The 14159-nt window shown below is 36.9% G+C and carries 12 protein-coding genes; 1 reads left to right on the forward strand and 11 read right to left on the reverse strand.

The window, feature by feature from the left end; genetic code table 11:
- The first annotated feature begins 89 nt into the window (after positions 1-89).
- A complete protein-coding gene (locus KQI49_RS12840) occupies positions 90-1793 on the forward strand; it encodes an Rqc2 family fibronectin-binding protein (protein ID WP_216489537.1) in 1704 nt (567 codons plus the stop codon).
- A 112-nt stretch (positions 1794-1905) separates the two neighbouring features.
- On the opposite strand, the gene KQI49_RS12845 is transcribed toward KQI49_RS12840, so the two are convergent.
- The 11 genes from KQI49_RS12845 to pyrR all read right to left on the reverse strand — a co-directional run bounded on the left by KQI49_RS12845 (position 1906) and on the right by pyrR (position 14121).
- Positions 1906-2331 (reverse strand): Ohr family peroxiredoxin, encoded by a 426-nt coding sequence (locus tag KQI49_RS12845; protein ID WP_216489539.1) that lies wholly within the window; start codon positions 2329-2331, stop codon positions 1906-1908.
- A 79-nt stretch (positions 2332-2410) separates the two neighbouring features.
- On the reverse strand, positions 2411-3277 hold the full coding sequence (locus KQI49_RS12850) for a LysR family transcriptional regulator (RefSeq protein WP_216489541.1): 867 nt from the start codon (positions 3275-3277) through the stop codon (positions 2411-2413).
- 732 nt (positions 3278-4009) lie between these two features.
- Complete coding sequence (gene pyrE / locus KQI49_RS12855) at positions 4010-4627, reverse strand: orotate phosphoribosyltransferase (RefSeq protein WP_216489542.1); 618 nt, start codon at positions 4625-4627, stop codon at positions 4010-4012.
- Complete coding sequence (gene pyrF, locus KQI49_RS12860) at positions 4624-5325, reverse strand: orotidine-5'-phosphate decarboxylase (protein WP_216489544.1); 702 nt, start codon at positions 5323-5325, stop codon at positions 4624-4626. Before pyrF ends, pyrE begins: the two co-directional genes overlap by 4 nt.
- Entirely contained in the window at positions 5322-6236 is a 915-nt protein-coding gene (locus KQI49_RS12865; protein ID WP_216489545.1) for a dihydroorotate dehydrogenase, read from the reverse strand. The genes pyrF and KQI49_RS12865 overlap by 4 nt, the downstream gene beginning before the upstream one ends.
- On the reverse strand, positions 6236-6991 hold the full coding sequence (locus tag KQI49_RS12870) for a dihydroorotate dehydrogenase electron transfer subunit (RefSeq protein ID WP_216489546.1): 756 nt from the start codon (positions 6989-6991) through the stop codon (positions 6236-6238). Before KQI49_RS12870 ends, KQI49_RS12865 begins: the two co-directional genes overlap by 1 nt.
- Positions 6988-10185 (reverse strand): carbamoyl-phosphate synthase large subunit, encoded by a 3198-nt coding sequence (carB, locus tag KQI49_RS12875; protein ID WP_216489548.1) that lies wholly within the window; start codon positions 10183-10185, stop codon positions 6988-6990. Before carB ends, KQI49_RS12870 begins: the two co-directional genes overlap by 4 nt.
- On the reverse strand, positions 10169-11278 hold the full coding sequence (locus KQI49_RS12880) for a carbamoyl phosphate synthase small subunit (RefSeq protein ID WP_216489550.1): 1110 nt from the start codon (positions 11276-11278) through the stop codon (positions 10169-10171). The genes carB and KQI49_RS12880 overlap by 17 nt, the downstream gene beginning before the upstream one ends.
- Positions 11271-12554, reverse strand: a complete 1284-nt coding sequence (locus KQI49_RS12885) for a dihydroorotase (RefSeq protein ID WP_216489552.1) — start codon at positions 12552-12554, stop codon at positions 11271-11273. The genes KQI49_RS12880 and KQI49_RS12885 overlap by 8 nt, the downstream gene beginning before the upstream one ends.
- On the reverse strand, positions 12493-13437 hold the full coding sequence (locus KQI49_RS12890; protein ID WP_216489554.1) for an aspartate carbamoyltransferase catalytic subunit: 945 nt from the start codon (positions 13435-13437) through the stop codon (positions 12493-12495). Before KQI49_RS12890 ends, KQI49_RS12885 begins: the two co-directional genes overlap by 62 nt.
- 141 nt (positions 13438-13578) lie before the next feature.
- Complete coding sequence (gene pyrR, locus KQI49_RS12895; protein ID WP_216489555.1) at positions 13579-14121, reverse strand: bifunctional pyr operon transcriptional regulator/uracil phosphoribosyltransferase PyrR; 543 nt, start codon at positions 14119-14121, stop codon at positions 13579-13581.
- Positions 14122-14159 lie beyond the last annotated feature (38 nt).

Genomic DNA, 14159 nt, shown 5'->3' on the forward strand with positions numbered 1-14159 from the left:
CAAATGTACTGCTTTTTAATTTCTTATATTCGATATCTATGCAGCCTTGTCCTAAATAATGCTATAATTACGAGACGAGGTGATGTTGTATGCCATTCGATGGGATAGTAACTAAGGCAATTACAGAAGAATTACAAGAACAACTTATTAAGGGTAAATTAAATAAAATACACCAACCTACAAATACTGAATTGGTGTTAACTATTCGCAATAACCGAGAAAACCATGTTTTACTGTTATCCATTCATCCAATGTATGCACGTATACATTTAACAGAAGATACTTATCAAAACCCTAAAGAACCACCCATGTTCTGCATGGTACTACGTAAGCACTTATCTGGTGCCATCCTTGAAAGCATTGAACAAATAAGTATGGAAAGAATTATTTTATTTAAATTTAGAGCTAGAAATGAAATTGGTGATATTTCTTATAAGACACTAGTTGTAGAAATTATGGGACGCCATAGTCACACCATGTTAATTGATCCCGAGACAAATAATATTATTGACACCATGAAACATATTCCAATGTCACAAAACCGCTACCGAACCATCATGCCAGGTTCTAAATATAAATTACCGCCACAGCAAGATAAATTAAATCCTCTTGAGATAGATGATGAATCATTTATTAAAAGACTTGATTTTAATGGGGGAAAAATGGAGCGTCAAATAGTCGGACAGCTCACAGGTGTCTCACCATTTATAGCTAAAGAATTAGTATTCCAAGCAGGGCTTGGCTCTTCGGACAATTTTCGAAACGTATTTCAAACATTTCAAGAAAAGATAACGAAACAAAAATATGAACCAGCCATTTATCAGACTCCGAAAGAAGATTTTCACGTATTGCCTATAACGGCCTTTAATCAATGTAAAACTGATTTTTCATCAATAAGTAACATGCTCGATTCATTTTATTCGGGAAAAGCAGAACGTGATCGTGTTAATCAACAAGCAAGAGACCTGTCAAGATTTATTAAAAATGAACTTGATAAAAATGAACGTAAAATGAAAAAACATAACCAAACACTGCAGAAAGCCAAGAATGCTACTAAATACCAAAAATACGGTGAGTTATTAACAGCTCATATGCATCTCGCTTCTAAAGGTGATAAAACTATTACAGTCGTTGATTATTACGATCCCGAACAAAAGGAATTAACCATTCCCCTTGATCCGAATAAAACGCCCAATGAAAACGCTCAGAACTTTTTTAAACGTTACCGGAAATTAAGCACATCAAAAAAAGTAATAGAAAAAGAGATGATTAAAACAAAAGCAGAGATAGCTTATTTTGAGCAACTATTACAACAAATTGATAGTGCCAGGGTGGAAGACGTCGAGGAAATCCGTGATGAATTGCGTGATGAAGGTTACTTAAAAAGACGTCGTAAACAAAATAAAAAGAAGACTATTAAACCTAAACCAGAGATGTACCAATCAGCTGGTGGAGAAATTATTTTGGTTGGGAAAAATAATCGTCAAAATGAATATCTTACAATGAAAATAGCTCATCGTGACGACATCTGGCTTCATACAAAAGACATACCTGGCTCACATGTGGTCATTCGATCTAAGAACCCAAGTGAGAAAACATTAATCGATGCGGCGAAACTGGCAGCTTATTTTAGCAAGGCGAAAGATTCTTCATCAGTACCAGTGGATTACACAAATATCCGACATGTACGAAAACCGAATGGGGCGAAACCTGGCTTTGTCACTTATGATAATCAAAAAACATTATTTGTCACTCCTAGTGAATCTATAGTTAAACAATTAAAAACAAAATAAAAAACTAATAAATAATCCGAACAAATTTGGAACCTCCATTTGGACGACTCAAAGTATTGTTCGGATTTTATGCTTTGTTCATGATTCAATTACGACAATCAAGCTCTTGTCTTTAAGTGTCTATCGCTTCCGGATGAAGTTCAACTTCTATATTTCCACGCGTAGCTTTAGAATAAGGACATACTTGATGAGCACTTTCAGCCAATTCCTCAGCTTCTTCGGGGCTAACACCTTGAACTTTAATATACATATCAACAGCCAATTTATTACCGCCATCATCATTATCTTTACAAAAATTCACTTTAGCAGTCGTTTCTGATTCAATCTGCTTACCTTTTTTTGATGCCATCAGATTAAAAGCTGCATCAAAGCAAGCTGAGTAGGCAGCAGCAAATAGCTGTTCAGGATTTGAACCCTTATCTTTCTTATTTGTAGCGGGATTAACTAAATTGAGGTCAATTAATCCATCTTTTGATTTGACATGTCCTTCGCGTCCATTTTTTGCTGTAGCAGTCGATGTGAAAATGACGTCGCTCATACATAACCCTCCTCAAAAAACTATTCCTTAAAAGAGAACCCTTTAAACATATTTTTAATTTCAATTCATAATTTTATGTTTAGGGTAAAAATGATTCTGACGTTAACATGTTCACAAATTCATGGACCTGAGGTAATTTCAAAATCCCTTTTTGATAGCACACCCATGTATCACGGGTCAACGGCTTCCCATTTAATTTAAGCGGTCTATAAGCATATTCTCTTTTCATGGAATCTGAAACACTTTCTGGTAAGACAGCCATGCCAATTCCTTGCATCATAAACTGTTTACACGTTTCTATTTGATCCACCCTAATTGTTTTTAATGGTTTAATTTCATCATTATGATGATATAACCAATCATCAACTAGCGCATGCATGCTATCATCACTTTTAAACGAAATGAGTGGGCGTTTTTTCAATTCACCACTACTACTAAAACGTTCTGTGTCAAATATATATAAAGGATCGGAAAATAATTTAACACAAGTATTTTCCTTTAGTTTATCGCCTCGAATAATACTTACATGGTAATCCAAGTAATTTCTTTTTATATCTTCACTAATACCCGTCACCAAATCAATTGTTACCTTAGGAAATCGAGCTGTATATTTACCGAGTATTGATGGAAGAAATCTTTGACTAATCAACGAGGAACAAGCGATCGATAACGTCCCCCGTACTTGTTGGCTTGTCTCAGAAAGCATATTCTTAAAGGCTTCTTCCTGGTCCACCATCTTTCTAGCGTGGTTCAGTATCTTTTCCCCACTAGGTGTTAAGACAAGTCGTTTTGGGGTCCTTATAAATATTTCTTCGTTATAATAAGCTTCAATATATTTAAGACGTTGTGTCACGGCTGGCTGTGATATTAAAATTGCTTTAGCTGTTCCTCTGATTGTTCCAATATCATATAATTTTAATAAAAGTTCATAATCCGCTATCTTCATAAAATTATTATCGCCCCTGTCTAAACTAAAACATAATACACTCATTATATACTAGGCGTTTTTATATTACATGACTCAACTTTTACATCAATAAAATAAGCTTAAAAATCGGATTAAGCTTATAGTTCGTCTATTCATCTTCTTGACAATTTATTTAAATGAAGCCGTTTCTAAAATATTGAACTATGGTTACCCGTTAACCCATTATAAATTAGCTGCTTATACACAAAATATATTACTGCGCAGTTTATATCAAATGCGCAGTAAGAAAAGTTCTGTATACTTGATAATCCAGTTTTCTTAGTGTAAGTTTGTCAAAAAAATCAAGGTGCAATGTATCTTACCTTACCGCATGAACTCGAAGGTAATTTGTTAATTTTGATTCTGCGAAAGTTGAATGAATTACATGAATTTTAGGTTTAAAAAGAGGTTGGGACATAAGTATTTTAGTTAATGTAAAAGCGAACGTATTAAAGTATATTTTTTTAATATACACTTTTAAAATCAGCGTAGGAAAAATACGTAGACTCCTTGAAAAAACCGCGATGAATCGCTGTCGAAGTATTCCTTGTCCAGCAGGATGAAAAGCTTAGATGAGACCCCGCAGAGCGTAGCTCGAGGAGGCTCATCAGCGCCTGCGGAAATCGAAGTATTTTTCCGAAGCGAATAACGCTCGCTTAAAATTGTTCGTCTTTTAATTACTTATACTTAGTTTTGTCCCAGCCTCCCTTTTTATTTAAAAGAATCCCGCCACATGAGTAATTCTTCTTTGTCTTTTTGTTTAATCTCTCCATTATTAATTAATGTTTCTATTAGATTATCGAAGCTTGTTATTGTTTTAAAAGGTATTTCTTGTTTGGCAAATTGCTCCGATGCCTTACTAAGCCCGTAAGTGAAAATGGCAAAAACACTTATAACTTCAAGTCCTTCCGACTTCAAGGCGCTTGCTGCCTGTATCGAAGAGCCTCCTGTTGAAATAAGATCTTCGATGACAAGAACTTTTTGTCCTTTCTCAACTTGGCCTTCTATTTGATTTCTTTTTCCGTGACCTTTTGCACTTGAACGAACATATACCAAAGGCAGATTTAACTCATCAGCGAGCCAGGCAGCATGTGGAATCCCCGCTGTTGCACATCCTGCGATAACATCTGGTTTCTCGTCAAGTTGATGAATCATATGTATAAACGCCTTAGTAATTTTTTGCCGGACTCTTGGATACGACATGGTCAGTCGGTTATCACAATAAATAGGTGATTTAATACCAGATGTCCAAGTGAAATAGTGATGTGGATTAATTTGCACAGCTTTAATTGCCAATAGATTTTTTGTAATTTCAACACTTAAGCTCATATTTCCCACTCCTTGATTGCTTCTTGATAAGCCTCATAAGGTTTTTCGGCTTTTGTGATACTTCGACCGATGACAAGATAGTCAACACCTTGTTGACGTGCTACTTTCGGTGTAGCAATTCGCTTTTGGTCATTTTGGTCCGTGTTCGTTAAACGTATCCCTGGGGTGACTGTTAAGAAGTCTCCACCGCACTCTTTTTTTATTTCTTGTGATTCATGTACAGAACAAACAACACCATCTGCTCCATGTTTTTTAGATAGGCTAGCAAAATGTACGACATTTTCATTCAAATCGCCAGGTAATTTAAGTTGATTGTTCAAAATTCCTTGATCCATTGATGTTAGAACGGTGACAGCAATTAACTTTGTATTTCCAGAACTATTTCCTGCTAGCAAACCTTCTTTAGCGAACTCAATCATTTCACCACCACCAAGTGCATGAATATTGACTAAATCAACGTCAAGGTAAGCTAAATTTTGCATGGCTCGTTGAACTGTAGTTGGAATATCATGAAGTTTCAAGTCTAAGAATACAGGATGATTATTCTCTCTAAGTTTTTCCACAACAGCTGGTCCTTCTCGATAAAAGAGTTCCATTCCCACTTTAACCGGGACACCTTGCAATTCATTTGTCTTTAAAAATTCTTCTGCCTCTGACCAAGTGGGAAAATCAAGAGCTAAATATACTGACGGATTCATAACACGACAGCCCCCTTTCCAATAACGTCATTTACAGAGTTAAAACCGTATTCTTCTAAGGTTTGTGGCAATTCAGTGATAATCTCAGGACAAACCAAAGGGTTTTGAAAATTTGCAGTCCCAACAGCTACAGCACTAGCACCAGCCAACAAAAATTCTAAAACATCTTCAGTGTTAGTGATTCCGCCCATGCCAATAATCGGGATAGATACTTGCTGTCTCACTTCATAAATCATTCGAATGGCAATAGGTTTTATTGCAGGACCTGAGAGTCCTCCTGTTTTATTAGCAATTAATGGCTTTCGACTCGGAAGATGTATTTGCATTCCAGTTAGCGTGTTAATCATAGATAATCCATCAGCACCTGCTGATTCAACGGCTTTAGCCATAGAAACAATATCCGTTACATTAGGTGATAATTTCACGTAAACGGGAAGATTGCTAGCTTTTTTGACCACTTCTGTAATGTGGGCAGCCATATTTGGATCTGTTCCAAATTGAATCCCCCCCTCTTTAACATTTGGACAAGAAATATTTAATTCGAGCGCATCAACCTTATCAGTATGATTAAATGCTTGAGCTACAATTTTATATTCTTCTACTGAACTCCCTGCAACATTTGCAATAATACAAGTATCATAATCGGCTAGAAAGGGGATCTCAGACTCAATAATTTTATTTACACCTGGATTTTGTAAACCAATGGCATTTAGCATCCCTGATGAGGTCTCCGCTACGCGCGGTGTTGGATTTCCAAATCGTTCACTCTGTGTTGCAGCTTTCATAATCACAGCACCTAGCTTGCTTAAATCATAAAAACGGCTATACTCCCGTCCGAATCCAAAACATCCAGAGGCAGGCATTACTGGATTTTTCAAAGAAAGCCCTGGCAATTTTACAGATAAATCCATTATAATCTGACCTCCTTAGCATTAAAAACAGGTCCGTCTTGACATATTTTTTTGTAACCTGTATCATCTTTTGTCGCAACAACACAAGCAAAACAAGCACCTACGCCACACCCCATGCGTTCTTCAAGTGACACATAACCATTTACATTTTCCAGCTTTTCTTGGACGGCTCTGAGCATGGGAGTTGGCCCACACGTATAGTAAATATCAAATTGATCAACTTCAGGGATTACGTCTGTTACTTTGCCTTGGTACCCGTATGTTCCGTCATCTGTTACGACATACGTGTCACCAAGGGACTTGAATTCCGCTTCATAAAATACACTTTCTGCCGTTTGATAGCCTAAGATTGAAATAACTTCAATATTAGACTCTACCAGCCTCTTACCTAGGTGATATAAAGGAGGTACACCGATTCCCCCACCAATTAACAACGCTTTTTTATCTTTTACATCACTGTAAACAAAGCCATTTCCAAGTGGTCCAAGAGCATTAATAGTTTGACCTGTCTGATAAGTTGCAAGTTTCTTTGTACCGTTACCAAAAGTTTTAAATAAAATAGTTATTTTTCCGTGTTCTTGATCCACGTCAGCAATCGATATAGGTCGTCTTAACGTAAAACCGTCCAGTTGTATATGAATAAATTGACCTGGCTTAGCATTTTGACTTATATGGTTATTTTTTAAAATTAATTCCACAGTGTCTTTAGCAATAAGGTTACTACTTGTAATAAGCAGTTTTTCTTGTTTAATCATACGTAAACGACCTCTTTATTCTCCATAGGTTTAGCGCTGAATGTATTTGCGTCAATTACACTTAGAATAGCGTTTGCTGTATCAAGACTAGTTAAGCAAGCAATCCCATGTTCAACTGATAACCGTCGAATCATAAATCCTTCAGATCTTGGCTGTTTGCCAGATGTTAATGTATTAATTACAAACTGAACCGTTCCACTTTCAATAATTGATAGTACATTTTCTTGGTCGGAGCCGATTTTCGCGACTTCTGTTACAGGTAAATCTATCTCCCTTATACTTGTTGCGGTTCCCTTTGTAGCGTATAACTTAAAGCCCAATTCATGGAACCATTTAGCTATATGACGCGCTTCTAATTTATCCTTATCCGCGATGGTTAAAAGCACAGATCCTTCTGTAGGAATGGTGAGTCCTGAAGCTATCAACCCTTTATAAAGTGCTTTTTCTAATGTTCGATCATAGCCAATTGCTTCCCCAGTCGATTTCATTTCTGGTCCGAGAGTGGTATCAACACTTCTGAGTTTTTCAAAAGAAAATACAGGAACTTTGATTGCAACCTGGTCATCTTCAGGTAGAATACCAGTCTGATAACCTAAATTGGACAGTTTCGTACCTAAAATACATTTTGTAGCTAGGTTCGCCATGGTAATGCCTGTCACCTTGCTTAAAAATGGTATGGTGCGACTCGCTCTTGGATTAACTTCTAAAATATATACTTGCCCATCTTTTACGATAAATTGGATATTAATAAGTCCTTTAATTTCAAGTTCTTCAGCTATAAGCTTTGTGGCTTCCATACATGTATGTTTTATCTTATCTGTCACTTGTTGGGGTGGATAAACAGCAATCGAATCCCCAGAATGGACTCCCGCTCGCTCAATATGCTCCATGATTCCCGGTACGATTGTGGTATCGCCATCACTAATAGCATCTACCTCTATTTCTATTCCTGTTAAATATTTATCTATTAAAATCGGATGCTTGGTCTGAAAATTAAGAGATTTAGTTAAATAAGCGTCAAGTTCGTCCTCGTTATAAACAATTTCCATTCTACTTCCACCTATTACATAAGAAGGTCGTACTAAGACCGGATAACCTAATTCAGCCGCAACATCAAATGCTTCTTCCAACTTGAGAACTGTTTTCCCTTTGGGCCGTAATAAATTTAAATCGTCTAATAGTTTTTCAAATTTATCACGATCCTCTGCCCGGTCTGTCGCTTCTATACTTGTTCCTAATATTTTCACCCCACGTCTTTCTAATCCAGATGCTAAATTAATTGCAGTCTGTCCACCAAATTGAACAATAACCCCTTCTGGTTGTTCAAGTTCAATCACGTTCATTACGTCTTCTAACGTAAGAGGTTCAAAATAAAGCTTATCAGAAATGGTGAAGTCGGTTGAAAATGTTTCAGGATTATTGTTCATTATGATGGCTTCATATCCCATCTCTCTAATAGCCAATACCGAATGAACGGTTGCATAATCGAATTCGATGCCTTGACCGATGCGAATCGGCCCAGAACCTAGCACAAGTATTTTTTTTCGATTAGATATGATAACATCATTTTCTTTTTCATAAGTACTATAGAAATAGGGGGTTGTCGATTCGAATTCTGCTGCACATGTATCAACCATTTTATATACGGGAATAATATTTTCTTCTTGTCGATAATGAAAAACTTCATCAGTCGTTTTATTTACTAAACGTGCTATATGACTATCTGAAAAGCCCATAACTTTGGCTTTTGTGCAAAGTTTATATGAGAATCCCTCTTCCAAGATTTGTTTTTCCAAAGTTATAATTTGTTTTATTTTATCAAGGAAAAAATAATTAATTTTTGTCCATTTGTGGATGTTTTCAACTGACATACCTCGTCTAAAAGCTTCTGCCAATACAAAAATTCTTTCGTCGTCAGCTCGCTGCAATCTTTCAATAATAGTTGTATCAGAAAGTTCTTCGATATGACTTAGCCTTAGTTCTTCAGTTCCGATATCAAGTGACCGGACGCCTTTGAGTAAAGATTCTGATAGTGAGCGACCAAGCGCCATGATCTCACCTGTTGCTTTCATTTGCGTACCTAGTTTGCGATTTCCAGATGTGAATTTATCAAAGGGAAAGCGCGGAAACTTTGTTACAACATAGTCAAGAGCTGGTTCATACATTGCAGAAGTTTTTGTTACAGGATTTATAATTTCATCCAATGTTAAACCAACCGCTATTTTGGCCGCCACTTTAGCAATTGGATACCCAGTTGCTTTAGAAGCAAGAGCGGATGAACGGCTAACACGTGGATTAACTTCAATAATATAATAATCAAAGCTATCTGGATCAAGTGCTAACTGAACATTGCACCCACCTTCAATTTCTAGTGCACGAATAATCTTTAGTGACGCATTTCTAAGTAATTGATATTCTCGGTCACTTAATGTTTGTGAAGGAGCAACGACTATCGAATCTCCAGTATGAATTCCCACCGGATCTATATTTTCCATATTACAAACTACAATGGCTTGGTCATTCTTATCTCTTAGAACCTCATACTCTAATTCTTTAAACCCAGCTATATTTCGTTCTATTAAGCATTGATGTACCGGTGAAAGGGATAAGCCAGCTCGCGTAATTTCTCTTAATTCTTGCTCGTTATAACACATGCCTCCGCCTGTTCCACCCAATGTATAGGCCGGGCGTACAATAAGTGGGTAGCCTATCTTGTCTGCAAAATCCAAGGCTCCTTCAATAGTTGTCACTATGCTACTTTCTGGAACAGGCTCATTTAATTCTTGCATCAATGAACGGAATCTTTCTCGATCCTCCGCTTGCTCTATAGCATCTAATGAGGTGCCTAGTAGTGTGACATTATAGTCCCCAAGAATACCTACCTTTTCCAACTCGACTGCTAAATTTAAACCAGTTTGCCCACCAAGTGTAGGAAGGAGTGCATCTGGCTGCTCTTTACGAATAATTTTCGTCAAAAAATCTACTGTTAATGGTTCCATATAGACTTTGTCAGCAACTGTATGGTCAGTCATAATGGTTGCAGGATTTGAATTCGCCAAAATAACCGTATATCCTTCTTCACGCAGCGATTGACAAGCTTGGGTTCCGGAGTAATCAAATTCAGCAGCCTGCCCAATGATGATGGGTCCTGAGCCAATGACAAGTATTTTTTGGATATTAGTATTTTTTGGCATATAAATCCTCCTTGTTTGTTTCCTCGTAATGTTGAATGAAATCTAAAAATTGATCAAATATATAATAAGCATCTTCCGGGCCAGGTCCGCCTTCTGGTTGGAATTGAACTGAAAAAGAGGGATAGTGACGGTGAATAATGCCTTCCACAGTACCATCGTTTAATGCTCTATGTGTTACTTCTAAGTCAGTATTTTGTAGTGATTCTTCCTTAACCGTATAATTATGATTTTGTGTTGTAACGAATGCTTTATTTCTATCTAAGTCTTTAACTGGATGGTTACTTCCATGATGCCCGAATAACATTTTCTCTGTATCAGCGCCAAATGCTAATGCCATGACTTGATGCCCTAAGCCTATTCCTAATAATGGAATATGATCTGATATATCCTGAATCGTTTTGATAGATGCAAAAAGATCTTTAGGGTTGCCTGGTCCATTAGTAATCAATACTCCACTTGGATTAAGCCGTGATATTTGTTCAGCGTTATAATCATGTGGAACTACCGTCACTTGACAATGCCGTTCTGTCAATTCTCTTAGAATACCATGTTTCATTCCTAAGTCGATAACGGTAATTCTTAATCCACGACCCGGTATAACGTACGCCTGCTTAGTAGAAACCTTTTCAACATCATTCGTTTGCTTTGACTGATTCTTTAATTTTTGAATCGTCGCTTTAATAGAAGTTTCTATATCAATTATGCTCCCTCTTAATGTTCCTGATTTACGTATATGTTTTGCCAGCATTCTTGTATCTATATTTGCTATACCAGGTATATGATGAGCTTTTAAAAATGTATTTAAATCTTCCACGCTTCGAAAGTTATTTGGTAGGTTACAGAACTCCCTAACGATTAATCCCTTTACAGCTGGTGACACGGCTTCAAAGTCATCTCGATTTATACCATAGTTACCTACCTCTGGGGTCGTCATTACCACTAACTGACCGTAATATGAAGGGTCTGATAAAATTTCTTGATAACCTGTCATTCCTGTATTAAAAATTAGCTCGCCGTGTGTATCACATTCATCCCCAAATCCAATTCCTTCAAATACAGTTCCATCTTCCAAAACAAGTCGACGTCTATTCATTTTCTCCCTCCTCATAAACTACTTTACCTTCAAATATAGTCATAACCGGAATTCCACGTACTTCCCAATTATGAAAAGGTGTATTTTTACCTTTTGAATAAAATTGATGTTTATCGATTTTTTCCTCTTTTGCTAAGTCTATTAATGTAAGGTCTGCAATACCTCCTTCTTTTATTTTTCCAAAGGGGAGATTGAATGTTTTTGCCGGTTTGATAGTTAACCAGTCTATTAACTGTTTTAATGCCACCCGACTTGTCGTCACAAGTGCTTTATATAATAAAGGGAATGCTGTTTCTAGACCGACAATCCCGAACGGAGCATCTAGACATCCTTTTTCTTTTTCCTCTGCTGTATGTGGTGCATGATCTGTTGCTATAAAATCAATCGTGCCATCAAGTAATCCTTCGATAAGTGCCTCTTGATCCTTCTTATTTCTTAATGGTGGATTCATTTTAAATTTGGCATCATCAGCATGAATATCTTCTTCATTTAGGACTAAATGGTGTGGGGTTACTTCGGCAGTAACGTGAATACCTGCTTTCTTTGCTTCTCTTATCACGCGAACTGACTCTTTTGTACTGACATGACAAACATGATAATGACAACCAGTTGCTTCAGCCAATAAAACGTCACGTGCTATTTGTACGGATTCACTTAAAGAGGGAATCCCCGGGAGATCTAATCTTCTACTTACTTCGCCTTGGTGTACTACACCTCCATAGACAAGGGAATTATCCTCGCAATGAGCCACGACAGGTTTATTTTGACTTGCAGCTTGCTGCATCGCACGATACATTACATCTGCTGTTTGAATACCGACACCATCGTCTGTAAAAGCAAATATATTTGCATTAGATAGTTCTTGTATATTGACAAGTGTGTCACCTTGTAAATTTTTCGTAATGGCTGCATAAGGTAGAACTCTAACCAAGGCATCTTTCTGTATTCGTTGATGAAGCTCTTCCATCTTTTCAACAGAATCAGGTACTGGATTAGTATTTGGCATAGCACAGACTGTTGTAAATCCTCCCCGTGCAGCCGCTTTTGTTCCCGTTTCAATCGTCTCTTTTGCTTCTCCGCCTGGTTCTCTTAAATGAATATGTACATCTATAAAACCTGGTGCAAGCAACTTTTCTCCACAATCAATGATTTTTTCTACTTCGTCTGTAATATCGGTGCCGATTTTAATGATCTTCTTATCATCTATTAAGACATCACATACTACTAGCTTGTTTATACTTGAGTATTTTGTTACGTTTTTCAATAGTGTTTTCATCTGTTGTTATACCCCATTCTTTTAAAAGTTTTATTATAATTGCCATCCTGACATAGACGCCATTTTCCATTTGCTTAAATATTCGTGAACGTTCGCATTCTACAAGACTAGAATCTATTTCAACACCACGATTGACCGGAGCTGGATGGAGAATAATCGCTTGATCCTTCATTATTTTTTCACGTGATTTTGTTAATCCGTAGTTATCCAAATAACCGTTATTGGTGTCAACTATATCGTTGTGACGTTCGTGTTGTACTCTTAACATCATCATGACATCACTGATTTGAGCAGCCTGATCCATAGTAAGGTTGGGGATATTTAATGAATCATCTTCGAGTCCGGGAGGAGCACTGAAATAGACGTCGGCTCCTAATTTTTGTAAAGCTTTTACATTCGAATGTGCAACACGGCTATGTTTAATGTCACCAGCAATCGTTACTTTTAAGTTTTTAAAGGAACCAAACTCCTCATAAATAGTTAGTAAATCCAATAAGCATTGGGTTGGATGTTCTGCTTTTCCTGCGCCTGCATTAATAATTGGAATTGAAAGGTCACTTAATTCTTCAATCCATTTATCTGATGGATGTCGGATGATTAATAGATCAGCACCAATCGACTCGAATGTTTTTGCCGTATCATATAAGCTTTCACCTTTTTTAGTACTTGATATGGATTCATTAAAATCTAATGTCTCTATTCCTAATTTTTTCTGTGCTAAAATAAAACTCATCTTTGTTCGTGTACTAGGTTCGAAAAATAAGTTCGCACAAAACATTTGGTCTAAAATCTGAGGGTAAGCACTTTTATAATTCTTAGCTTCTTCTAATAACGTAAGCAATTGAATCTCAGTTAAAGGATTGAGTGAAAAAAAATGTTTCATCATGAACCTCCTTGATATTCGAGTTTTCACAATAAAAAACCTCTTTGCAAAAGGTTGCAAAGAGGTATACGTGTCCTATGTATACACGTATTCTAATAGCAACCTTACAAATCTCTCTGGATTCATTTAAAGGTTTTATATTTAGTTTTCATAAATGGCTACTTGGTCTGATTGATCAGTTTCTTCTAAATGAACAACAACGATTTCTTTTTCGGAAGTTGGAATGTTTTTACCTACATAATCTGCTCTGATTGGTAGTTCACGATGCCCGCGATCAACTAAGACTGCTAACTGAACTTGTGCCGGTCTTCCTAAATCCATGGTGGCATCCATAGCAGCTCGCACTGTTCTCCCGGTATAGAGAACATCGTCTACTAAAATGACTTTCTTACCCGTTAAATCAACGGGAATGTTCGTGTCTTTTAATTCAGGTTCCGCTGATTCGGTTACTCTTTTTAAATCATCTCGGTATAAGGTAATATCAAGAACACCAATAGGGAGTGTCAACCCTTCTATCATTTTAATCCGTTCCTGTAAACGTTTAGCAAGTGGGGCTCCTCTCGTTTTAATTCCAACTAATACTAATTCTTCGCCACCCTTGTTTTTCTCAAGTATTTCATGCGCAATCCGGGTGAGGGCTCTATTTATCGCCGGTTGATCAAGTACTTCAGTTTTTTTCTTCATCCTTACCACCTCTACAAAAAACCCCTTTTCTCTATGAG

It is taken from the genome of Virgibacillus sp. MSJ-26 (genome assembly GCF_018918075.1).
Taxonomy (GTDB): Bacteria; Bacillota; Bacilli; order Bacillales; family Amphibacillaceae; genus MSJ-26.